This window comes from Hyphomicrobium sp. (assembly GCF_051860585.1).
Lineage (GTDB): Bacteria > Pseudomonadota > Alphaproteobacteria > Rhizobiales > Hyphomicrobiaceae > Hyphomicrobium_C.
In genome coordinates this window covers 388,949-411,977 of sequence record NZ_JBHYDS010000002.1, presented here as the reverse complement: position 1 = coordinate 411,977, position 23,029 = coordinate 388,949, and the positions used below count along the sequence as shown (strand labels likewise).

The following is a 23,029-nucleotide window of genomic DNA, read 5'->3' as shown; positions in this document are numbered from 1 at the left end:
GGGTGTCATGTCCGCCGTCTTGTCTCAAGACGCTCGCTCAGGCAGGTATGTGCCATCAAAGCCGCCAGGAGTCTCATTGATGACCACGACGCCGCAAACCATGACTGTCATCGCCACTCAGGGAAAAGGCGGTCCCGAGGTTCTCGTGGCGGAAACGCGGCCGGTGCCGGTGCCGGGTGTCGGGCAGGTGCTGATCAAGGTCGCGGCTGCGGGCGTGAACCGTCCCGACGTGCTGCAGCGCAAGGGGCTCTATCCCGCGCCGAAGGGACATTCGGAGCTGCTGGGGCTTGAGGCGTCCGGCGTCGTCGTCGCGGTGGGCGAGGGCGTGAGCCGGTGCAAGCCCGGCGACCGCGTGATGGCGCTGCTCAATGGCGGAGGCTATGCGGAATTCGCCGTGGCTGACGAGGTTGCGACGCTGGCAGTTCCGGACGGGCTGTCGATGGTGGAAGCCGCGGCGATCCCGGAGACCTTCTTCACCGTTTGGCACAACGTGTTCGAGCGCGGCGGGCTGGTCAAAGGCGACTGGTTCCTCGTGCATGGCGGCACAAGCGGGATCGGCGTCACGGCCATCCAGCTCGCAGCGGCGACCGGGGCGCGCGTGATCGCGACCGCGGGATCGGCCAAGAAGTGCGAGGCCTGCCTTGCGCTGGGCGCCGTCCGGGCGGTCGATTACACGCAGGAGGATTTTGTCGAGGCCGTGAAATCCGAGACGCAGGGACGGGGCGTCGATGTGATCCTCGACATGGTGGGCGGCGATTACGTGGATCGCAACATCCGTTCTCTTGCGGACGACGGCCGGCTCGTCAACATCGGCTATCAATCAGGCTCGAAAGTCACCGTCGACATGATGCGTGTGATGCTGAAGCGCCTGACGCTGACGGGCTCGACGCTGCGCATCCGGCCGACGGAAGTGAAGGGGGCGATCGCGCGTGCGGTGGAAGCGCGCGCGCTGCCGCTGATCGCGAAGGGGCGCGTCAAGATCCCGATCGACAGCACCTATCCGCTCGCGCAGGCGGGCGAAGCGCACGCGCGCATGGAAGGCAGCCAGCACATCGGCAAAATCGTTCTTACGGTCGGCTAGCAGCGCGGGAGAGCGTTACCAGGCGAGTGCCGTCATGGCAGCGATGGGGCGGTTGTCGCCGGGGAATAGCTCCATGAGCCCGGCATCCGTCAGTCCCTCGCCTTCGACGTGAACGCCGCTTGCGATGAAGATGCTGTCAATACCTGCGCGCGCGGCGCCCGCGATATCCGTGCGGATGCCGTCGCCGATGGCGAGGACGCGCTCGCGTGCGATCGGTTTCGACTTCAGTGTTTCGACATGGGCAAGCGCCATGTCGTAGATCGGCAAATACGGCTTGCCGGCGTACTTTACGTTGCCGCCCATTCTTTCGTAGGCCGACGCCAACGCGCCCGCGCAGTAGACGATCTTGTCGCCGCGTTCGACGGTGAGATCCGGATTGGCGCAGACCATCGGTAGACTCCGGTCGGCAAATCCGGCCAGCAGGCCGGCGTAATCGTCAGGAACCTCGACTTCGTCGTCGAACAGGCCGGTGCAGGAAATCGCAACGGCGTCGTCGGCGCTGCCCAAGATCACGTCGAGCCCTTCGTAGAGCGGCAGGTCGCGCTCGGGGCCGAGGGGATAGACAACTTTGCCGGAATAGCCTGTGAGGAACGTGCGGGCCGCGTCGCCTGAGGTGACGATGCTGTCCCATGCGAAGCGGGGGACGCCGATGCGGTCGAGCTGCGCGGCGACACTGGCGGCCGGGCGCGGGGCATTCGAGAGCAGCAGCACGGTGCCGCCCGCGAGGCGAAAGCGGGTGCAGGCGTCGCACGCCGAGGCGAATGGCTCGACGCCGTTGTGCATCACGCCCCAGATATCGGTCAGCCAGACATCCCGGCCCTCGGCGAGCGCGGAGATGGAGTCGATAATGGGGATCAGATTGGCGCTCGGCGTGGCATGCGTTTCCATTCCGCATCCGTAAATGGTGCGCTGGGCTTCGGCAAGCGCACGCTGAGGGCGAGCGCTTGCCGGGGTGCTGAACGAGCCCGGCCGGGCCGCGATGATTAAGCGGCGGCCGTTCTGGCGCGACTCGTATTGACGACGTCGGCGCGAACCGGGCGAGCGCCGCCGAACAGCTGGCCCTGTCCCAGAAGAACGCCGAAGCCGAACACGCGCGCGAGCTGATCGTCGCTCTCGATGTGCTCCACGACGAGCGCGAGACCGTGGCTGGCGAGGTGGCGGCAGACGTCGTTCGACGGCAGGTGTCCGCTTGGCGCGGGCAAGCCGCTCAGGAACACCGAGGCGTCGAGCTTCACGAAGGCAAAGCCCTGCTCGGAGAGGGCCTCGAAGTCCATGTCGAGGTCCGTGAGATGGGACATGGCGAAGCGGAAGCCGAGGGCGCGCATGTCGGCCAGCGAGTCCCACTCGGGGGTCGAGAAGCCGCGGACGTCGCTCTGCGTGAACGACAGCACGAGCTGCGTCGCCAAACTGCTGCGCTGGTGCAGCGTTTCAGCGAGTTCACCCAGGAAGTGCTCATCGGCGACCGACTCGCCGCTGAAGGTCGAAAACACCGATCCTGTCTTGCCGCGCTCTTCGAGGCGGCGCGCCATCACGGCCGTACGGGTGATGCGGACGCCGTCGAACAGCGGCAGGAGGCCGGTGCCACGGAGTTCGCCTCCGTCGGAGGCCACTTCGATCGGGTGGCCTTCGGCATCGCGCAGGCGCACGCTCACTTCATAATGGCGCGTCTGCTGGTCCTGCAGGCCGAGGATCGGCTCGAGCGAAACGTCGATACGGCCGGCGGAAATCGCGTCGGCCATCTGACGGGCGCGGGCGTCGGCAGGCCGGGCCTGCGGCTGGCGCACGAACGGTGGCAGCGGCGGAGGCTGCGGGGCCGTTGCGCGCGGTGCGGCCGGTGCCGGGCGTGCTTTGGCATCGTTCTCCGCGGCGCGCATGCTGCCTGCCGTCATCCGAAGAGCATCGATCGACCGGTCGACGGACTGATCGAGCGATTTCGGCGGACCCGTGCGGCCCGGTGCCTGCGGTGCGCCGCCGTGGCTGCCGCGCGGTTCGTGCTCGCTCGCGTTGACCTCCTCGAGGAGCCGTTTGATGGCATCCTGAATCACCTCGACATCCGCTTCGCGCGGAGAGGCCGCGTGGGTGGCCGGTTCGTTGCGCACGGGTTCATGACGCGCAGATTCCGGCCGAGCGGGTGCTTGGCGCGGCGACTCGGGGCGCGCCGGTGCGGCGCGATCGGGCGACGTCGACAGCGTCGGCTCCGCGGGACGCGCCGAGGCGCGGCCGGTGACGAATGGCGGGAGCTCGTCGCGGGCCGGCGTGGGGCGGAAAGACCAGTAGTCGTCCAGATCTTCCGGTTTGGCGGGCTGCTGCTTCTGACTGGCTGCCTTGGGCGCTGCTGCCGGCATAGACGGAGGCAGCGGCGGCGGCATGGCCTGAGTCTGGGCGCGGTTCTGGTCGGCAAAGCGCGGCGCGGGCGGAGGGAGGCCGGACAAGTCGGCGGAGGGAGCCTGCGCGAACGCGCTGCGCGCGTATGTTTCCTGACGTGCCTGGTCAAGCGCGTCGCGCGCCAGGTCATGGGCGTCGCTGCGTTGCGTGTCCGTGCGCGGCTCGGAGAACGCCGGCTGGCCGGGAAGCGGCGGCATGGCGCGGGAGGGCCGGGCGGCCTGGGCCGGAAGAGCCGGCGGCATGGACGGCGCGCCGCGGCCGTCATCCTTCAAGCGGCGGACTTCCTGGTCGCGGCGGTCGCGGCTGGGCGTGCGGGCGGTGTCCGCCGGCTTGCGGGCGGTGGCGCGCCACGCGAACATATGCACCGAAAGAAGCAGGAGATAGGCCGACAGCGCAGCGGTGGCGGCCACAGGGGCAGGCAGTCCCGCATGCCGATAGAGAGCAACCGCACCGGCCACAGCCACAAGGCCCATCGCCACTGCGATTACGGTTTGAGACCCCGTTCGAATTCCCGTCATGATCTGCTTTTCCTACCCACTTGAGACGCAGCACATCAGTGCGCGCACGAATCACATGTCATCAGGGTCGGGCGGTTGGGCGGCCAACGCAATGCAAGGGCCCCCGGCTATCACCAGCCTTTTCCAAGGCTGAGCGAAGACTTAGCCGGGGCGTTGCGCAGATGCACCGCGCGGGTGGCCGGAACGCCGAGGCATCGAGCGGTGGAGAGCCGCAAATGCGCCTTGGGCCAGCCTAGAGACAACCCGAATCGAGGCGCCGTTTAGATGTCGTTAGGCGAATCGGCGTGGTATCGTGGCGTCGGGCCGCCTCTCTGTCCGGCGTAATAGGAGACCTGCCCTAATGTTGATGAGTGTTATAGCGCGCCAGTGCGAGTCGGTTGATTATTCTGAACTTTCCGGTGCTCGCGTTCTCATTACCGGACTCACGTCCGAGACAGGTTTCGACCTTGCGCGCGGTTTCGCCGATCACGGCGCGCGCCTCATCATTCAGTCGCCGGAAGATAGCCCGGAAATGACCGAGCTGGCGGCGGTGCTGGCCGAAAATTCGGCCGCCATGAAACTGTTCAACGATCCTCTCACCACCGACGACGAAGCGGTCAAGCTCGTGCAGACTGCCGTGCAGGAATTCGGCGGGCTCGACATCGTCATCAACCTCGTTTCGGTTCCGGCCGGTGACGTCGCCCGCCTCGAAACGCTGGAGGATGTCGAGGGGCTGGTGCTCGATGCGCTGCGCATCCCGCTGCGCCTGACCGAGTGCGCGGCCAATCGCATGCGCCTCGTGTGGATCGAAGGATCCGTTCTCAACATCGTTCGCATGCCGAATGCGGTCGGTGGCCGCGCCGCGATGCTCGCCGACGTTCTGCGGGCTGAGCTCCAGGAGCTGACGCGGGCGATGGCGAATACGTGGGCCGATCGGGGCGTTCGAATCAATGCCATCGCACCGCCGTCATCGGTTGGTGCGCTCGGCGGGCAGCGGGCCGCATCGGACGCCGATCTCTGTGCGTTCGCCCTGCAGCTCGCGAGCCGCAAGTCCCGCAGCGTCTCTGGCTACGTGCTGGACGCGGAAGGCGCCGCGCAGCGTTGGTGCTGAAGTAGGCAGCCGGCAATAGGCAGCCGGCAGCGGCTAGGCAGTGAGGCAGTAGGCAGTAGGCAGTAGGCAGTAGGCAGTAGGCAGTAGGCTTTGCGGCCTACTCGGCAGGGCTGGCGATGGGATCGGCTTCCGCTTCGGCGTGGTGGGATGCGCCGATGTAGCTCAGCACCGTCGGCACGACGAAGAGCGTCAGCACTGTGCCGAGGCTCATGCCACCGACAATGACCCAGCCGATCTGCTCACGGTTCTCCGCTCCGGCTCCGGTCGCCATGGCGAGGGGCACGGCGCCGAGCACCATGGCGCCTGTCGTCATCAGGATCGGGCGCAGGCGAAGGCTTGCGGCTTCGACGATGGCGTCGAGACGGCGCTTCCCCTCCAGCTCGAGCTGGTTTGCGAATTCCACGATCAGGATGCCGTGCTTGGTGATGAGACCGACGAGGGTCACCAGGCCGATCTGGGAATAGACGTTCAGCGATCCGCCGACGAGGTACAGCGTGCCGAGCGCGCCGCACATGGAGAGCGGCACCGTGATCAGGATGATGAGCGGATCGCGGAAGCTCTCGAACTGCGCGGCCAATACGAGATAGATGAAGGCCAGGGCCAGCACGAAGACGATCGCCAGGCTTTGGCTCGACGCACGGTAATCGCGGCTCTGGCCGTTGACATCGGTCTGCACGGTGCGCGGCAGGACATCGCGCGCGGTGCGCTCCAGATGATCGAGGACTTCGCCGAGCGCGTAGCCGGGCGCGATGTTCGCCGACAGCGTGACCGAGCGAAGCTGGTTGAAACGCTTCAGCTCCTTGGGCGCCACGCTCTCCACCACTCTGACGATATTGGAGAGCTGGATCATCTCGCCCGATGGCGAGCGCAGGAAAATGGTGTCGAGGGCGGCCGGCGTCGCGCGATCCGGAATGTCGAGTTGCACCATGACGTCGTATTGCTCGCCGTTCATCTCGAAGCGGGTGACCTGGCGGCCGCCAAGGAGCGTTTCCAGCGTACGCCCGACGACGTTCACATCGAGGCGGAGGTCCGAGACCTTGGCGCGGTCCATGTCGATGCGGAATTCGGGTGTGTTGAGCTTGAGGTCCGTCTCCTCGCTTTCGAGGCCGGGGTAGTCGGCGAGGGCAGCGAGCAGCTTGTCGGACAATACCTGAAGATCTTCGTAGCTGCCGGACGACTGTAGCACGAACTCGACGGGGCGGGCGCCGCCGCGCTGTCCGAATGCGCCGGGGTTCTGGATGAAGGATTGCGCACCCGCAATGCGGCGGACCTTTGGCGTCAGCTCTCGCGTGAGCTGCTGCTGGGTGCGGCTGCGCTCACTCCAATCGTTGAGCGGGGCGAAGATCAGGTAGCGGGAAACTTCGGGCGTGCCGTTGATGACGAGGCGCGACTTCACTTCCGGGATGTCGGCCAGGAACGCATCGGCTTCAGAGCTATAGCGGCTGATGTAGTTGAGCGTTGCGCCTTCTGGACCGGTGCCGCGGATCCGGAGCACGCCGCGATCCTCGACCGGGGACAACTCGGCCTTGAGGTTGACGAAAAAGACGTAGCACGAACCCGCTACGACCGCGGCGAGCAGCACCACCACGGGGCGGTTGGCGAGCGCTACGCCGAGGGCGCGCCGGTAGCCATTTTCGAGACCGGTCAGGAGCCGCTCGACAAACAAGAAGACGCGGCCGGGATTGGGATTGTGCCGCAGCAGGCGCGAGCACATCATCGGCGTGAGCGTCAGCGCGACGAAGCCAGAGATGACGACCGCGCCGGCGAGCGTCAAGGCGAACTCGAGAAACAGACGTCCTGTTTTTCCCGGCGCGAACGCAATCGGCGCGTAGACCGCCGCGAGCGTCAGCGTCATGGCGATGACGGCGAAGCCGATCTCGCGCGTGCCCTTGATGGCCGCCTCGACGGGTTTCATGCCGTGTTCGATGTGGCGGTAGATGTTCTCCAGCACGACGATGGCGTCGTCGACGACGAGGCCGATGGCCAGCACCATGGCAAGGAGCGTCAGCGTATTGACGCTGAACCCGAAGGCGAACATCAGCGTAAAGGTCGCGATGAGCGAGATCGGAATGGTGACGATCGGGATCAGCGACGCGCGGCCGGAGCGCAGGAAAAAGACGATGACGAGCACCACGAGCAGGATGGCTTCGCCGATGGTGTGGTAGACGGCCTCAATCGAACGTTCGATGAAGATCGAGTCATCGTTGGCGACGTCGGCCTTCATGCCGTTCGGCATCGACTGGTTGATCTTGGGCAGCATCTCGCGCACGCCCCGCGAAACGTCGAGCGGGTTTGCGACGGCCTGCTTTATCACGCCGACGGCGATGGCAGTCTTGCCGCCGTAGCGACTCTCGCGGCGCTCGTCGAAGGCGCCGAGCTCGACGCGGGCGACCTCGCCCAGCTTCACCTGGTGGTCGCCGGACAGCTTGATGACGATGTTGCGGAATTCCTCGGGCGTGACGAGACCCGTCTTGGAGAGGACGCTGAACTCGCGATTGGTGCTTTCGATGCGCCCCGACGGAAGCTCGACGTTCTGGGCGCGCAGGGCCGTTTCGATATCCTGCACGGTGAGCGAGAAGGCGGCCAGCCGCTCGCGGTCGATCCAGATGCGCATGGCGTAGCGGCGTTCGCCGTAGATCGTGACATCGGCCACGCCGTTGAGGTTCTTCAACTGGTCGACGACGAAGCGGTCGACGTAGTCCGTGATGTCGAGCGTGCTCAGGACGGGACTGGTGAACACCAGCATCATGACGGGCTGCGCGTCAGCCTCGACTTTGGCGATAACCGGTTCGTCGATTTCGTCGGGCAGGCGGCCACGCACACGCGAGACGCGATCGCGGACGTCGCTCGCGGCGACGTCCTGGTCGATCTCGGGGCGGAAGCGGACGGTGATGCGGCTGTCCTCGGAGCGGCTCGAGGATTCGAGCACGTCGATGCCGGAGATGCCCGCGATGGAGCCTTCCAGGATCTGCGTCACCTGCGTTTCGATGATCTTTGCCGACGCGCCGGGGTAGCGCGTGGAGACCGAGACGACGGGCTCGTCGACGTTCGGATATTCGCGCACGGTGAGGCGGGTGTAGGAGACGACGCCAAGCAGCACGATGACAAGACTGAGAACGGTCGCGAAGACCGGCCGGCGGATGCAGAGTTCCGAGAAACCCATCAGGTGCCCTTCGCGGCAGGGTTGGCGCCCACGACGATTTCGACGCGGCTGCCGTTCTTGAGCATCTGCTGGCCTGCGGTGACGACCGTCGTGTCGGCAGCCAGCCCGTCGAGGATTTCGACCAGCCCGTTGCTGCGGCCGCCGAGCGTGACTTTCACCTCCATGGCCTGCCCGTTCTCGATCCGGAAGACGATCTTGTCCTGCCCGCGCGGTACGATGGCCGCTTCGGGAATGACGAGGACGTTGCGTTTGGTTTGGCCCTTGACGCGAATGCGCGCGAACAAGCCGGGGCGCAGGATCAACTGCGGGTTTTCGAGGCGAGCGCGGATGTTGAGGGCGCGGCCGTTGACGTCCAGGTGCGGGTCGATGGCGTAGATCGTGCCGGTGAACGTGCGGCCCGGCAGGGCATCGACGGCGATTTCGATGGTCTGGCCGTTCTTGACCTGCTCGAGGAAAATCTCGGGCAACTTGAAATCGATTTTCAGCGTGTCGATCTTTTCGAGGTTCACGATCGGCTGGCCGGCGGTGATGTAGGCGCCGGGCGAAACCTTGCGAATGCCGGCGGTGCCGCTGAACGGCGCGACGATGGTGTGCTTCGACAGGCGGACCTTGGCGAGTTCGAGGGCGGCGCGCGTGGTTTCCGAATTCGAGGTCGCCTCGTCGCGGGCGCGTTCGGTGACGTTGCCGGAGCGTGCGAGCGAGTTGGCGCGTTGCAGGTTGCCATCGGCGAGATTGTAGCGGGACTGCGCGTCGTCCACCTCGGCGACGGCGAGGGCGGTGTCGAGCTTCACCATCGCGGCGCCAGCGTCGACGGGCGCGCCTTCCGAAAGCGCGATCTCAGTGATGCGGCCGGCGATCTCGGACGTAATCTGCACGGACTCGTCGGATTGCAGTGTGCCGATCGCGCGGATGTCTTCCGTGGAGGTCGTCGCGACGGCGTTGGCGGTTTCGACGGCGACGCTCTGGCCTGCGCCGCGACCCATCGCTGCCGGTTCGGCACGTGCGTGCGCCTTGCCGCCGGGCGCCTCAGTACCGGGGGCATTAGTGGCGTCGGCATGCGGGCGCGACGCAGGCCGCAGCCCGGCCATTTCCTGCAGTCCCCAGAGCTTGCCGTCTGTCGCGTAGAACGCAGCAGCGCCCGCTCCCGTGAGCAGCACGACTGCGATCAAGACTTTCCACATAAACCACCTGATCCAGTTGGCAGTGCCGGGCCGCATTTCGCTCCGCGATGCTGCGCGTCGTGGTTAAACGCGGCGGCTCGCCAAATCCGTCGAAGCGTGCGGCCGGGGCCCGACGCGCTCGTAGGCAAGCTTACGCCTCAAATATGGCGGGAGCTACATCGCTCGCGGCGGGAAACCCTTACGGCTTTTTCGCTGCCTGCTGATTGCCGTCCGGTTCCGGGAGGCGCGACCGGGCTGGCGGAGCGACGTCCGTCTCTACCGGGATGAGGCCTTCCTTGGTCAGGGCCGGGGGGATGGGGCCGTAGACCGGGACAAGGGCATTAGCTGGCGCCTTGGCAAGGAGTGGCTGCAACTCCGCGTCCAGCGTCGCGAGGGGCACGACGTTGGTCTTGGCGCGCAGATGCACGACTTTGAAGCCCTTCTCCTTCAATCCCGCCAGGATCGCGGGCAGCGCCTTCGCCGTCGGGCGCTTGAGGTCGTGGAACAGCAGGATGCCGCCGCGCCGTGCGGTCACCAACTTGAGGGTCCGGTCGGCGATGCGCTGGGGGCTGCCAGTGAAGCTGTCGTTCGAGATGACGTCGACGGTGAAGCTCGCGATGCCGCGTGACTGCAGGTAGGTCAGCAGTTCGTCGCTGTCGTTCAGTCCCGGAAAGCGGAAGAAGGGGGCGATGCCGGTTCCGGCGCCGAGCGCCACGGCGGCGAACCCGCGCTCGATCTGATCCTGCGCCTTCTCCGGAGAGAGGCGCTTGAGATTGTTCGGGTGCGACCAGGTGTGGGTGCCGACCGTGTGGCCGCGCGCGATCACATCCTTCATCGCGGCGGGATGGGCGAGCGCCATTTCGCCAACCGCAAAGAAGGTCGCCTTCGTGCAGTACCGGTCGAGCGTATCGAGGATCGGCGTCGTCACCCCCGGCACGGGGCCGTCGTCGAAGGTGAGCACCACTTCGTTGTCGGCGAGCAGGTCGTGCTCCTTCTCGCGCTTGGTTGCGGATCCGAACATCGGCCCGCCCGAGGTGTCGATCTCGACGACACGAGAGACACCGAGCGCCGTTTCGGGGTGGGCACAGGACGACGCCAGCGCGACGTCGGCGCCAGTGGCCGCAAAAAGCGCCAGCGATAGGGTGGCAATTTTAATGTGCACGCCGTGCTCCAGGCTCCGCGTCAATAGTTTGCGGAGTCTCGGTGATTTCACGGGGCCCGATCAAGTGCGGAGGGATACTGAATGGCCGCTTTTTGGGTTCAGCGCGGCATTTGGGGCGCTATCGCCTTATTGGGCTCCAAACGCCTTGAGCTGCCAGGGATCGTTGGAGGGGTTCGCCCAGTCGAACGGTTTGGTCGCCGGATGCGCAGGGCGGGCCGGCGCAGGCTTGCGGGCGCTTTCGGCGGGTGGGCCCTCGACCGTCGCCGGCTCGCCCTCGGACACCGGCCAGGTCGCGGCCCGGGTGGCGAGCGCGTTGGTGGCTGCAGCGGACTTGGCCTTCAGCATCTTGGCGGCGATGGCATCGAACTCGGGCAGCGTTTCGGCCGGAGACTTCGGCACGATATGAACGAACTTGTAGCCGCGCTTTTTCAACTCTTCGATCAAGCTGCTGATGGCGCCGGCCGTCGAGGGCTGGATGTCGTGGAACAGCAGGATGCCCTTCTTCTCGTGATCGAGCGCCGCCAGGACGTTGCGGAGAACGACGCCGGGGCTCTTGGTGCGGAAGTCACGCGAGTCGACGTGAATGCCGAAAATGCCCATGCCGCGACCGCGAATGTAGGCGAGGGTCGACTTGCTGTGGGCGAGATAGGGGAACCGGAAGAACGGCGCAATGGGGACGTTGGCGCTCGCCGCAACCGCAGACAGACCGAGCTCGAACTCCCGCTTCATGGCGGGGGCGTTGAGGGCGCTCATCTTCTGGTGCGACCAGGTGTGCACGCCGATGGTGTGGCCGCGGCGGGCTACTTCCTGCAGCGTCGCCGGGTCGGCAATCGCCATGCGGCCAACGGAAAAGAATGTCGCCTTGATGCAGAACTCGTCGAGCGCATCGAGGATCGGAACCGTGTAGCGGCGCATGGGACCGTCGTCGAAGGTCAGCACGACCTCGCCCGGCTCGAGGAACTTCGCTTCGCTGGCGTGGTACTGGCTGCCGAATTCCGGTCCGGCGGAGGTATCGATCTCGACCACACGGCTGATGCCCATGGTCGTGCTGCCGTTCGCGCAGACTCCCGCCGGCTCGACGGCCGGCAAGGCCGGCTTCAGAAGCGGGGCGCTATCGACGTCCGGGGTTTCGCCCGCGAACGGGGTTCCAACGGGAGCCAGGGGCGGCGGCGTCTCGGCGCGCGCGCCGGACAGGATCGCGGCCATGCCGATGCAGGCCGCGAGGGCCGTCAGCGCGTTGTGCCGGATCGTGCACATCAACTCTCTCCCCGCTCAGCCGCTGATCCGGCCTCGCCACGCCTCCCACCGGGAGGTGGCCGCGCATTGAACCACGGTTCGTAATTGAGTTTGTAGCCAAAATGCAACCCTGCTTTGCGGGCGAATTTTTTTGGCGCATGAGAGTGTCGCTGGTGTGACGGCTATGGTACGGGCTGGCCCTCGAAACCTGGGCCTTGAGCGCATTGAGCCCGGGACACGCCGCAGCGGTCAAAGTGCCGCGCAACCGGCCGCGCGATGCGGCATCTTGGAGTGTCGATGTCGGCTTCGGATGATCGGGCGTCTGCAGAAGCGGAAGAGATCAGCGTCGCGGACCTGGTGCGGGATGTCGCGCTGGCGTTGCACGATGGCGACAGTGTGCGCGCGGCGGGCTTCGTCAGCGACCTCCATCCCCGCGACCTTGCCGACGTCATCGAGCTTCTGAGCCCCGAACACCGCGTGGCGCTCATCCAAGCGCTGGGGCCGGCATTCGACTTCGACGTGCTGTCCGAAATCGACGAGTCGGTCCGTGACCAGCTTTCGGAAGCCCTGCCGAACGACTTGCTCGCACGGGCCGTCACCGAACTCGATACCGACGACGCGGCCTATCTGATCGAGAACCTCGAGGAGGCGGACCGCGAGGAAATTCTCGCGCAGCTGCCGAAGGGTGAGCGCGCGGTCCTCGAGCGGCAGCTCGAATACCCCGAGGATTCCGCCGGCCGCCTGATGCAGAGCGATTTCGTGGCGGTGGCGCCTTACTGGACCATCGGGCAGGTGATCGCGCATGCGCGAGAGTCGGACGACCTGCCGGATCAGTTCTACCAAATTTTCGTCGTCGATCCCGCGTTCCGGGTGCTCGGCAGCGTCGATCTTTCGCGACTGCTGCGGACCAAGCGCGAGGTGCCGATCTCGGAGATCATGGAGACCGATCTCGATGTGGTGCTCGCGATCGCAGACCAGGAAGAGGTGGCGCGCGAGTTCGAACGCTACAACCTGCTGTCGGCTCCGGTGGTCGACGAGAACAACAAGCTCGTTGGCGTGATCACCATCGACGATATCGTCGAGGTCATCCAGGACGAAGCCGACGAGGACATGAGGGCGCTGGGCGGTGTCGGCGACGAGAGTCTCGGGGGCAGCGTGGCCGAGACCGCGCGCAGCCGCGTACCCTGGCTGATGGTGAATTTGCTCACCGCCGTGCTGGGCTCGTTCGTGATCAAGGCGTTCGATGCGACCATCGAGCAGATGGTGACGCTCGCGGTGTTGATGCCGATCGTGGCGTCTATCGGTGGCAATGCCGGCACGCAGACCATGACGGTGACGGTGCGCGCACTCGCGACCAACAAGCTCGGCGCGGCTAATGCGCGACGCATCATTTCGCGCGAAACGCTGGTCGGCCTGATCAACGGCCTAGTGCTATCGTCCATCATGGCGACGTTCGTGTTCTTCTGGTTCGGATCGGGGCATCTCGGGGCCGTGATCGGGGCGGCCATGGTCGTCAATCTGCTGGCGGCGGCTCTGGCGGGCATTCTCATTCCGCTGGCACTCGACCGGCTGAAACTCGACCCGGCGCCGGCGTCCGGCGTGTTTGTCTCGATGGTGACGGACGTGGTCGGTTTCTTCGCCTTTCTCGGTCTCGCCTCGATTTACCTGATGTAAGAATTCCGGGTTCCATGACAGTTCGATAACGTTGGCCGCAATTATTGCGTCTTGCCGGGCGCGGGCGGCCCGTGAAAGATCGGGTTTCGAGCGGACGCCGATTCCACGCAGGTGACCATGGCCCAAGAAAAACGCGTCAAGCATCTGCGGCAAACGCTGCTCTGGCCGGTCTACCTCCTGCCGCTGGACGAGAATGCGCCGCTGCAGGACCATTGGGAGCATCTGGCTACACCCAGTCCGGACAATCCCTGGAGCGAGGTGGATGACGAGTTCGGCGATCCGAGCGAGTTCCAGGCGCGCCACTACAATGAATTCGTGACCTTCCTGCCTCCGGTGCAGCGCTTCCTCTACGGCCAAGGCCTCGGACGGTCCGTGACCAAGGTCTACGGCGAAAGCCCGATCCGCGTGATGCGCCGCCATGACGTGCGTCGCGCACGGGTGACGCTGGCAGAAGGCGATGTGCCTATCGAACTCGGCGTCGTGCATGTGGATCTCTATTTCTTCTTCGATATCGACATCGCGCTGCTGACGCTCGAGGTCTGCGCGGACGATCTGCCGCTCGACACGGCGCAGAACCTCCTGTTCCGATTCGGGCGCGCCTATCCGGCATATTGGGAACAGGACAGCGGCCGCGGCGGTCATTGCCCGTGGAAGGTGGAATGGCTCGACGCCGACGGGCAGGTGCTCGCCACCTCCGACTACGAAAACCGCGAGAAGTACCTGTCGTTCGTCTGCCGGCACCGTGCGCCGACCACCGCCTCGCATTGGGAATTTCTGATGTCGCCGCTGGTGCTGCATCACGCCGACAAAAAGGGCCTCGTGCGCTATCGGCAGCTCGAATACTACCGCATGCCGTACATGGCGTATTTGGCGCTCGACCGGGCGGATACGCTCGCGCGCTCGGACAGCATCCGGCTTGCACTCGGAAACGAGGCAGGCGGGGAAGCCGCCACGCTGCCCTATTCCGACAACTATCTCGCCGATTTCGAGCAGCGCTATTGCTACGACCGGAACTTCAGCGCAGGCGGCGGGCAAAAGGCGGCCAGCGTGCGGTTTCTGGCGTCAGGAGACACGCTCGTCGTCACCGGTGACGCTGCGGACGAATTCTATGCGTGTGCGCAAACCGGCATTCTCGCCCGTTTCCGCCACCAGCACTTCCTGATGTTCATGATCGCGCATTTCCAGAAGGCCGCGCTGCACATGTTTTCTGACCGGCTGGTGGGCGCGGTCAGCCGACTCGACATCACCAATCCGAAGGCGAACCGGGTCTTCCGCCGCGATATCCGCAATGCGCACGAGAACTTCCTGCGCTTCGCGCACCGGTACTGGTTCCACCACATCTCGCATCAGGCGCAGGTGCATGAGCTGTTCGAGAAGACCCGCGGCCATCTGCGGCTCGACGACCTCTATTCGGAGGTGCGCGAGGAATTGCAGGACATGGGCAGCTTCCTCGACGTGGAGGCGATGCGCAAACAGAATGAAACGGTGGTGCGGCTGACGGTGGTGACGACGTTCGGCCTGGTCGGCACGGTGACGACCGGCTTCATCGGCATGAACTTGTTCGACTGGACACAGCAGCCGACGTTGTGGCGCGTGCTGTCGTTCCTCGCGGTGTTCCTGCCGACGTTCTTCTTGACGCTCTACACGGTGGTCAAGTCGCGCCGGCTGTCCGATTTCCTCGATTCACTCTCGGACGAAACCGTGACCTGGGGGCGGCGCTGGCGGGCGCTGATGCGCGTCTGGTTCGGCACGCCGGGGCCCTAATCGTTGCTTGGAGAGATCCGGAACTCGAGCAGGTCGGAGCGTTCGCGGAGATCGTTGACCAGTGTTTCAATGGCGGTCTTTCGCGCCGTGCTGATCATCATCTGGTACTCAAAATAGCCCGCTTCGCGGTCCAGGCAGTAGCTTATGTTGACGATTGTGAAGCCGTGCTTACTGATGAGATCGCGCACCGTCTGCTCCGGAAGTATCCGCGTTGCCTTGAAGCGCAGGACGAGCTGGGTGAATGCATGGATAGGAAACCAGCCCTCAACGCGGTGGAAGATGGTGAGCGTACCGAGCGTCGCTGCCGTCGCTAATACGGCGGGGTAGAAGAAGCCGACGCCGCAGAGGATGCCGATAGCGGCAGTGATCCAGATCGAAGCCGCCGTGGTGAGCCCGCGGACCGTGAGACCTTCCTTGAAGATGACGCCTGCGCCGAGAAATCCTACGCCGGTCATGATGCCCTGAGCGACGCGCGTGGAATCAGAGCGGATCGTTTCGAGTGGCACGTCGCTGCCGAGCCAGTCCCATCGGTAGTGCGTGAGGGCCATTAGGAGCGCGGCAGCGAGGCAAACGAGGGCATGCGTGCGGAAGCCGGCGGGGCGGCCATGAATGGTGCGCTCGATGCCAATGAGGCTGCCGGCTGCCCACGCGGCGGCGAGGTGCAGGGCGACGTCGATATGGAGCTGCTGCATATCACTTTCTGCCGCATGCGGCAGCGCCGCCGCTGCCGGGATAACGCGAGGTGTCTCGCGTTGTCCCATATGTAGGCAGCTAGGCGCACATCCGAAACAACTTGCGTCGGCGCTTTGGGTGGAGGCAGCAGGCTCAGCTCGTCGGCGCGTCGAGCTTGCGGGTGAGGTTCTCGAATTCCCGCCGCAGCTCCTCGTTCTTGAAGATCTGCTCGAAGGTCGGTGCCTCCAGCTTCTGGATCGCCTCGAACGAGGTCGAGCTGTCGCGCATGAGGTTGCGCAGCTCCAGGCTCGCTTCCACGGTATCGAACGTGTTGTCGGCGATGCGCAGGTCGTGGGTCGCGCGCGTGCGGGCCGCCGCGATCTGTTCGCGCTGCTGGGCCAGATAGCGGCGATAGCCCTTGGCGGCCTCCTCGGCGAGCTTCTGGCTGTCGCGGTTGGCGTCCAAGGCGCGCTTCTGGTCGGGGCGGTTTTCGGCGCGCATCAGCTCCTGAGTCTTGGCCTTGGCGGCGGCCAAGTCTTTCAGGATCGCATCGAGCTTCGGCATGTACTGCGTGTCGATCTTCTTGATCGTCGAATCCTGGGCGTGGACGAGAAGGGCGAACAGGGCAGCGTGCATCGCGAAGTATTTGCGCGCGGCGCCGGGGTTTTCGGACGTGGCCGTCATCAGCTTCGCGAGTTGCCCGTCGATGATCTTGGCGGCGTGGAAGGTCGCGACCATGCGAACGAGATCGCCCGAAAGCACGCCGTCGAGCAGCAGATCGAGCTGGTCGGGTGCGAGTTCGACACCCGATTTGACCAATGCGTCGCGGATCTCCGCCTTGGCGGCGACGATGGCGGCCTCGTTCTCGGCGATGCGCGTTTTCTGGTCCGTGATCTTGCCGGTGAGGCTGTCGACGGTGTCGGTCAAGACGCCGGGCAGCATGGCCTCCTTCGGCGCAGTGATCTGCTTTTCGCGCAGCGTGACGATGCCCGCTTCGAGATCGCGAATGTTGCGGCGGTGCGTTTCGATGCGCTTCTGCACCTCGACGACGGGCGCGTCGGTCACGATGGCGAGCGTGGAATCGAGGAGCTTGCGGATGCGCGCTTCGCGATCCTCGCGCGTTTCCGTCCAGAGCGGCGTGACGAGGAACTCGTCCTTGCCCGGTAGCTTCTTGGCTTCAGAGCGCTGTTCGGCGACGTCGGCCAGGATGCCGTCGATGGCCGACATGAGGGCGCGGGCCTGCTCGTAGCCGAGCTCGCCCTCGCGCGGGTCGGCGGGTGCATGCTCCTCGACGGGAGCAAGCGGCTGCTCGGTGCGCAGCAGGTCGTCGATGCGGTCGGCGGGCTTGCCGCGGCTGGCTGGGGCCTGCGGGGCAGGGTTTTGCGCCTGAGCAGCGGACGTCGCAACCGTCGCCGCAGCCGCCATCGCAACTGCGGCGACGCAGAACGTCATGCGGCTGGCCGTGCGAATGAACTTGGTCAAATGAGCCTCCGGACCTGAGCGCCATCAGGCCCATCAAAATCGGGCAAATCGATGTTGCAGAGAAGGCCCGCCGGTGGGCGCGGGTTTCTAAGTCCCTACGGCGGCTTGCACAATCGCGGCGATGAGTGGGGCTGCGATCTGGCGGGCGTCGGTCAGCACGGCCATGTGCGTCACCGCCGGGGCCGCGCGGAGGGTCAGGCGGGCCGGCTCGAGCGCGGTGCCGGGCGGCACCGTCGCCAGGGATAGTCCAAGCCGGATGTCCTTGGCCGTGATGGCGAGGACTGCGAACTCGCGCCCGCCGGTGCCGAAAGCGATGCCACCGTCGAGCAAACGTTGGGTGACGTGCGGCACGGCCTTGCCGATTTCAGCGATCACGTAGACCGCGAGGGGCCGATAGGCCTTAGCCCGGCCGAGGATGGCATCCAGCGAAGCCGGGGCTGCCGCTGTCACTGTTGGTGGCGGGCTTGCTGACGGAGGAGCCGGTGGTGGAGACGGTGGCGGGACAACAAGTTTCAGAGTGACCCTCGGCTGGGAGGGAGGCGCTGGGGCAGAAATTGTCTGCGGTTCGGGCGCGGCTTCCGTCGCGGTGCTTGGGACGGGCTTGGTGTCCTCGCGCGGCGGCAATGTTGGGCGCGCGGTGACGCGTGCGCGCCGCGCGCCTGCGTCGGCATAGATCGCCTTGCCGCCGTTGTTGTAAATGCGCTCGATCCAAGACGCCTTGGAAAACATGATGAAACCCTGGCGGCGTAACCAGTCGATGATTTCGTTGCGCTCGCTCAGGCCTTCGTTGGCGATGGCGCTCATCCACTCGTCCAGCGTCCGGCCGGTGTCGGCCTTCAGCGTTTCGAGAAACTGGCGTTCCTTCTCGCCATAGTCGGTGCTCACGGCCCGCCCCTCTGCATCAGCTCTCGCTGCATCGGTTCCCGCTGCATCAGATCAGGCGCCGCGTACGCTGTTTGTAGGCGCGATAGGCGTCGCCGAAGCGCGCCTCCAGATGGCGCTCCTCGGGCAGAATAGCGAGCCAGGTGACGAGGATGAGGAAGGGCAGCGCCACGATTGCAAACCAGATGTTCTCCGTCAGTTCGGCGGCCCCGAGCAGGATCAGCGCGTCGGCGATGTAGATCGGGTGGCGGCGAAAGCGGAATGGGCCGTCCGTGACGAGCGCCGTGGCGGGCTGGTCCGGCAGCACGGTCGTGCCGTGGCGGCGCAAGGTGGTCACGCTCCAGATCAGCAAGGCGATGCCGGCGAGGCCGATGCCATACCCGACCGCGCGCGCCACGAGATCGCGATCTCCCGGCCAGCGAAGGGGCCAGACGGAGCCAAGCGCGATGGCGGCCACGACGGCAGCAGCGATCAGGATCGGCGGCCAGGGCACGCGCGACGGGCGGTCGGCGGCCGGATGGGCATCCGGCTGTGGCGGTGGCGAGGAGGGGGCGGGAGGCTGGGGTGTCGTGTCGGTCATGGAGCTAGGGTTAATTCCGTCTCGCCGTTCGCGCAATCGTCTGGCGGGTGCCGTCGGCCACACTTTTATCCGTAATCGGCATTACGAGCCAATCCGGTCCATGCTGTTCAAATCTGGCGGTTCAAGTTCGGTTCATGTCCGCGGCGTTATTCGGCGCGGGTGTTCAAGGTTCAACGTAGGAATAAGACCCCATGTCTTCGAAAGCCACATTCGTTTATGCAGCGTCCGCCCTCGCCCTGTTCGCCGCTCTTCCGGCGCCCGCCCAGGCCGCCAGCAAGTACGGCTGCTTCAAGGTGACGGTCCCCAGCCTCAACCTCCGCGCGCGGCCCTACAGCTCGGCGGACGTGATCGGCGTCGCCAAGCGGGGCGACATCCTCGAGAAGCGCAAGATGTTCTGCACGCCGCGTGGTTTCTGGTGCGCCATCCGCAAGGGGTCGCTCGAGGGCTACGCGGACAAATCCAACATGGTCAAGATCGACTGCCCCTGAGCCAGCCGCGGGTCATGAACGCAGGCGCGGCTGACGGGAGCATCGATGCCTTTCGCGATTTCCAAGCTGCTCGGCCTGCTCGCCGCGCCCTCTTCCCTCTTGATCCTCGGCATCCTCTGGGGGCTGTGGAGGATCCGGCGCGGTAAGGGCGCGGGGCTCGCGTGGGCCAGCGCGGCCGGCATTCTGATCGCCGGGTTCTCACCGATCGGGAATGTACTCATCCTGCCGCTCGAACAGCGGTTCGCGAGCGTCGCGCCGCCGTTGGCGACCGATCGGGTCGACGGCATCATTCTTCTCGGCGGTTTCGAAGACGGATGGGTGTCGGCCGGGCGCGGCGGTCTCGGCCTCAACGAATCCGCCGAGCGCGTCACGGAAGGCTTGCGTTTGGCGCTGCGTCATCCGAACGCCAAGGTGGTGTTCACGGGCGGCGCCGGCGGGTTCATCACCGGCCGGTCGGAAGCGTCCGGGCCAGTGGCGGAGTTCCTCGTCGAGGCCGGCATCGCGCGCGAGCGGCTGGTGCTGGAAAACCAATCCCGCAATACGTACGAAAATGCCGTGCTCACGCGCGAACTCGTGAAGCCGCAGCCGGGCGAGCGCTGGTACATCGTCACAAGCGCATTCCACATTCCGCGCTCGATGGGGCTGTTCAGGAAGGCCGGCTTCGATGTGATCGCGTATCCGGTCGACTATCGAACGCGCGGGCCGGAAGACGTCACACGTGTTTTCGAACGCATCTCGCAGGGGCTGATGCGCGTCGATGCGGCGGTCAACGAATGGATCGGGCTTTTTGCCTATCGCGCGCTGGGGCGCATGGACGACCTGTTCCCCGCGCCTTAGCCGTTGTTTACCGCGTCGTTGTCGTCAGGATTTCTTCACCGGACGCGTGCGCGGCAATTCGGTTGCGCCCGGCGCCAGCTCCTTGTCGAGATCGAAGTCGGGGCATTGCTTTTCCGCCAGCCGTTGATTGTAGGCGTGCAGGATGGCGATGTCGCGCGCATGGCGGCCGTCCGGGTCGGACCCTTCGCCGGAACCGCCGTACAGCGGCTTGGTCGCGGTTTGCAGCGAGCGGGCCAGTTGCGACGTCTGGGTGCGGGTCTGATAATCGCGGATCTGGACGATGCGGACCGCCATGCGGCCGGTCAGTTTCTTGCAGGGGAGTTCCTGCTCTTCCTTCGTCAGCTGATAGCCCGACGGCAGGCGCGAGACGGTTTCGGCGACTTGAACCGACGTCGAAGCTGTTTCAACGACCGGCGTAGCCGACGGCACAATCGGTCCCCCGGCGAGATCTCCGCTCTGGGAGGCGCACGCCGATAGGCTGAGCGTGGCGAGCGCCACGAAACTTGGCAATTTGGCCGTCGAGATCATTCCGCACCGATGATAGCGTGGAGCGCTTGGCGCCCCGCCGCGGCGACTCGCATAATTTCCTCCAAAATCGCGGCGTGAGGAAGGCTTATTGACCCCGGTCCGCCGGCCGGGCTACGCCTCGTCTGTCGGGGCCTTCCAGGCCTCGTTTTCAGGGCCCTCCGGGTCTCGCATTCAGGGCCCTCCGGGCCCGCCAAAGTGGGGTTATCATGAGGTTCGGTCGGATGTTCGGGAGTGGGCGCGCGCGGGTGCTGGCCGGAGGTTTTGCGGTTCTTGGGTGCGCATTTGCCACGGGGGCAAGCGCCGAGGAAGGGCTGCCCAAGAGCCTCAGTTGCTCCTTCACCTCCGGCACGTCGTGGAGCTACGAAGCGGGCGACTTCAAATCCAAGACGCCGACAGCGCTCTCCTTCACCATCGACAAGATCGACCTCGACGGCCAATCCGCGACGCTGAACGCGAACGCGGAGGGAACCGGCGCCAAGCTCAGCGTCGTGCGGGCCATCAACGCCAACCATTTCCTCGAAGCGGTCAACGAAGGGTTCCTGAACCTCACGACCGTGTACGACAAGGACTCTTCGAACGGGAAGTACCCGGCCGTCCACTCGCGCCATTTCGGTCTGCTGGGTCAGCCGGTGTTCAGCCAGTACACGGGGTTCTGCACAGCTCAATGAGCCGCGCGCGTGCGCGACGGCGCTCGGCGCGCTAGACCGCCGGCTTTCACGGGCCGCACATCCGGATGCCATCCCCATGAGCCTCAACATCGTCAAGCTTTGCGTCGGCGTTGCATCGATCGAGGAGCTGGCGGCTTGGCAGGACGACCGCGCCAAGGAACAGAAGGCGCGCGGCGAGGCCCCGCGCATCTTCCATGCGACGCTGCAGACGCCGAAGCGGCAGGCGGAGTTGCTCGAGGGCGGCTCGCTCTACTGGGTGATCAAGGGCGTCATCCAGGTGCGCCAGCGCCTCGTGGCCTTCGAAGACGGTTTGAAGGACGACGGCTCGCCGTGCTGCCATATCGTGCTCGATCGCAAGCTCGTGCCCGTGCGTCCAGTGCCGCGCCGGGCCTTTCAGGGCTGGCGTTATCTCGCGGGCGACGACGTGCCGGCCGACCTTGGCGCGGGTGCGCGCGGAGACAGTGCCGCGTCGATCCCGCCAGAGATGCGTCAGGCGCTCATCAAGCTTGGTTTGATCTAACCCAATCGGGACCTGCATGAAACGTCCGCCTCTGACGCGCATCGTTCGAGACCTGCCCAAGCTCGTGCCGTTTGTCGGGCCGGAAGCACAGGAGCGCGCGCGGGGCAAGCCGTTCAAACTCCGGCTCGGCGCCAACGAGAGTGTGTTCGGGCCAAGCCCGCGGGCGGTGCGCGCGATGGCCGAAGCCGCGGCGGAGAACTGGAAATATTCGGACCCCGAGAGCCACGACCTGCGCGAGGCGATCGCACGCCATCACGGGGTGTCGCCAGACAACGTGGTGGTCGGCGAAGGCATCGACGGTCTGCTCGGGCTCGCCATCAAGATCGCGGCCGAACCGGGATCGGTGGTCGTCACGTCGAACGGCGCCTATCCCACATTCAACTTTCATGTGGCGTCCCAGGGTGCGGAGCTCGTCAAGGTGCCGTACCGCGACGACCGTGAGGATCTCGATGCGCTGCTGGCCACCGTTCTCGAGCGGCGGGCGGGTGTGCTGTACGTGTCCAATCCGGACAACCCGATGGGGTCATGGTGGGACGCGGACGCGCTCGACCGCCTGATCGCGGCGCTGCCCGACGGCGTGCTGCTGCTGCTCGACGAGGCCTATTGCGATACCGCGCCGGCCGGCGCCGCTCCGGCGATCGATGTCGCCAACGCGCAAGTCCTGCGCCTCAGAACGTTCTCCAAGGCGTATGGGATGGCGGGCGCGCGCATCGGGTATGCGATCGGTAACGAAGACCTGATCGCGCAGTTCGAAAAAGTGCGGAATCATTACGGTATCAATCGCGTCGGACAGGTGGGGGCGCTTGAAGCGCTGTTCGATCAGACCTATCTGCGTGAAGCCGTCCACCGAATTGCGGCGTCGCGCGAAGCTATCGCGCGCATCGCAATAGCGAGTGGGTTGCGGCCGCTGCCGTCGGCCGCGAATTTCGTCACGATAGATTGTTGTTCGGACGGCACGTTTGCCGCCGCGCTCCTAAACGAACTTCTGGCGCGCGACGTGTTTGCCCGTAAACCGGGCGTCGCGCCGCTCGACCGCTGCATTCGGATTTCTTGTGGCAGCGACCTCGATATGGCCGCGTTGGCCGATGTTTTTCCGCACGCGGTGGCAGCGGCAGTTGCGCACATGAATAAAAAATAAT

The 23,029-nt window shown here is 65.5% G+C and carries 20 protein-coding genes; 9 read left to right on the top strand and 11 right to left on the bottom strand.

Annotated features, from left to right (window positions below; translation table 11 throughout):
- Nucleotides 1-79 precede the first annotated feature (79 nt).
- Entirely contained in the window at nt 80-1,081 is a 1,002-nt protein-coding gene (locus ACTIFK_RS04780) for an NAD(P)H-quinone oxidoreductase (RefSeq protein WP_439541902.1), read from the top strand.
- A gap of 15 nt (nt 1,082-1,096) precedes the next feature.
- On the opposite strand, the gene ACTIFK_RS04775 is transcribed toward ACTIFK_RS04780, so the two are convergent.
- The gene (locus ACTIFK_RS04775) at nt 1,097-1,969 is read right to left on the bottom strand and encodes a TIGR01459 family HAD-type hydrolase (protein ID WP_439541901.1); all 873 of its coding nucleotides are present in this window, start codon (nt 1,967-1,969) and stop codon (nt 1,097-1,099) included.
- A 95-nt stretch (nt 1,970-2,064) separates the two neighbouring features.
- The gene (locus ACTIFK_RS04770; protein ID WP_439541900.1) at nt 2,065-3,984 is read right to left on the bottom strand and encodes an EAL domain-containing protein; all 1,920 of its coding nucleotides are present in this window, start codon (nt 3,982-3,984) and stop codon (nt 2,065-2,067) included.
- A 340-nt stretch (nt 3,985-4,324) separates the two neighbouring features.
- Between ACTIFK_RS04770 and ACTIFK_RS04765 the strand changes: the two genes are divergently transcribed.
- On the top strand, nt 4,325-5,074 hold the full coding sequence (locus tag ACTIFK_RS04765) for an SDR family oxidoreductase (protein WP_439541899.1): 750 nt from the start codon (nt 4,325-4,327) through the stop codon (nt 5,072-5,074).
- A 97-nt stretch (nt 5,075-5,171) separates the two neighbouring features.
- On the opposite strand, the gene ACTIFK_RS04760 is transcribed toward ACTIFK_RS04765, so the two are convergent.
- From ACTIFK_RS04760 to ACTIFK_RS04745, 4 genes are all read right to left on the bottom strand, one after another.
- The gene (locus ACTIFK_RS04760) at nt 5,172-8,237 is read right to left on the bottom strand and encodes an efflux RND transporter permease subunit (RefSeq protein WP_439541898.1); all 3,066 of its coding nucleotides are present in this window, start codon (nt 8,235-8,237) and stop codon (nt 5,172-5,174) included.
- Nucleotides 8,237-9,418 (bottom strand): efflux RND transporter periplasmic adaptor subunit, encoded by a 1,182-nt coding sequence (locus ACTIFK_RS04755; protein ID WP_439541897.1) that lies wholly within the window; start codon nt 9,416-9,418, stop codon nt 8,237-8,239. The genes ACTIFK_RS04760 and ACTIFK_RS04755 overlap by 1 nt, the downstream gene beginning before the upstream one ends.
- Nucleotides 9,419-9,596: 178 nt before the next feature.
- Nucleotides 9,597-10,559 carry a polysaccharide deacetylase family protein gene (locus tag ACTIFK_RS04750; protein WP_439541896.1) on the bottom strand — a complete coding sequence of 321 codons (963 nt, stop codon included), beginning with the start codon at nt 10,557-10,559 and terminating at the stop codon, nt 9,597-9,599.
- 126 nt (nt 10,560-10,685) lie between these two features.
- A complete protein-coding gene (locus tag ACTIFK_RS04745; RefSeq protein ID WP_439541895.1) occupies nt 10,686-11,816 on the bottom strand; it encodes a polysaccharide deacetylase family protein in 1,131 nt (376 codons plus the stop codon).
- A 276-nt stretch (nt 11,817-12,092) separates the two neighbouring features.
- Here ACTIFK_RS04745 and mgtE point away from each other — a divergent pair, with 276 nt between their 5' ends.
- Nucleotides 12,093-13,469: a magnesium transporter gene (gene mgtE, locus ACTIFK_RS04740; RefSeq protein ID WP_439541894.1), complete on the top strand. Its 1,377-nt coding sequence runs from the start codon at nt 12,093-12,095 to the stop codon at nt 13,467-13,469.
- Between the two features lie 117 nt (nt 13,470-13,586).
- Nucleotides 13,587-15,233 (top strand): hypothetical protein, encoded by a 1,647-nt coding sequence (locus tag ACTIFK_RS04735; RefSeq protein ID WP_439541893.1) that lies wholly within the window; start codon nt 13,587-13,589, stop codon nt 15,231-15,233.
- Here the strand turns inward: ACTIFK_RS04735 and ACTIFK_RS04730 are convergent.
- The 4 genes from ACTIFK_RS04730 to ACTIFK_RS04715 all read right to left on the bottom strand — a co-directional run bounded on the left by ACTIFK_RS04730 (nt 15,230) and on the right by ACTIFK_RS04715 (nt 18,849).
- Complete coding sequence (locus tag ACTIFK_RS04730) at nt 15,230-15,925, bottom strand: MgtC/SapB family protein (protein WP_439541892.1); 696 nt, start codon at nt 15,923-15,925, stop codon at nt 15,230-15,232. The two genes, ACTIFK_RS04735 and ACTIFK_RS04730, sit on opposite strands and share 4 nt — an antisense overlap.
- A 133-nt stretch (nt 15,926-16,058) precedes the next feature.
- A complete protein-coding gene (locus ACTIFK_RS04725; protein ID WP_439541891.1) occupies nt 16,059-17,387 on the bottom strand; it encodes a hypothetical protein in 1,329 nt (442 codons plus the stop codon).
- A gap of 87 nt (nt 17,388-17,474) precedes the next feature.
- Nucleotides 17,475-18,272: a hypothetical protein gene (locus tag ACTIFK_RS04720; RefSeq protein WP_439541890.1), complete on the bottom strand. Its 798-nt coding sequence runs from the start codon at nt 18,270-18,272 to the stop codon at nt 17,475-17,477.
- Nucleotides 18,273-18,318: 46 nt separating this feature from the next.
- Nucleotides 18,319-18,849 carry a methyltransferase family protein gene (locus ACTIFK_RS04715; RefSeq protein ID WP_439541889.1) on the bottom strand — a complete coding sequence of 177 codons (531 nt, stop codon included), beginning with the start codon at nt 18,847-18,849 and terminating at the stop codon, nt 18,319-18,321.
- A gap of 191 nt (nt 18,850-19,040) precedes the next feature.
- Between ACTIFK_RS04715 and ACTIFK_RS04710 the strand changes: the two genes are divergently transcribed.
- Together ACTIFK_RS04710 and ACTIFK_RS04705 are read left to right on the top strand one after the other, a co-directional pair.
- Nucleotides 19,041-19,337 (top strand): hypothetical protein, encoded by a 297-nt coding sequence (locus ACTIFK_RS04710; RefSeq protein ID WP_439541888.1) that lies wholly within the window; start codon nt 19,041-19,043, stop codon nt 19,335-19,337.
- A gap of 45 nt (nt 19,338-19,382) precedes the next feature.
- Nucleotides 19,383-20,174: a YdcF family protein gene (locus ACTIFK_RS04705; RefSeq protein WP_439541887.1), complete on the top strand. Its 792-nt coding sequence runs from the start codon at nt 19,383-19,385 to the stop codon at nt 20,172-20,174.
- A 24-nt stretch (nt 20,175-20,198) separates the two neighbouring features.
- Here ACTIFK_RS04705 and ACTIFK_RS04700 read toward each other — a convergent pair whose 3' ends face one another.
- A complete protein-coding gene (locus ACTIFK_RS04700) occupies nt 20,199-20,702 on the bottom strand; it encodes a hypothetical protein (protein WP_439541886.1) in 504 nt (167 codons plus the stop codon).
- A gap of 206 nt (nt 20,703-20,908) precedes the next feature.
- Between ACTIFK_RS04700 and ACTIFK_RS04695 the strand changes: the two genes are divergently transcribed.
- The 3 genes from ACTIFK_RS04695 (at nt 20,909) to ACTIFK_RS04685 (ending at nt 23,028) form a co-directional block, all read left to right on the top strand.
- On the top strand, nt 20,909-21,370 hold the full coding sequence (locus ACTIFK_RS04695; protein WP_439541885.1) for a hypothetical protein: 462 nt from the start codon (nt 20,909-20,911) through the stop codon (nt 21,368-21,370).
- A gap of 76 nt (nt 21,371-21,446) precedes the next feature.
- On the top strand, nt 21,447-21,890 hold the full coding sequence (locus ACTIFK_RS04690; RefSeq protein WP_439541884.1) for a DUF1489 family protein: 444 nt from the start codon (nt 21,447-21,449) through the stop codon (nt 21,888-21,890).
- A gap of 16 nt (nt 21,891-21,906) precedes the next feature.
- On the top strand, nt 21,907-23,028 hold the full coding sequence (locus tag ACTIFK_RS04685) for a pyridoxal phosphate-dependent aminotransferase (RefSeq protein WP_439541883.1): 1,122 nt from the start codon (nt 21,907-21,909) through the stop codon (nt 23,026-23,028).
- Nucleotide 23,029: the final 1 nt, after the last annotated feature.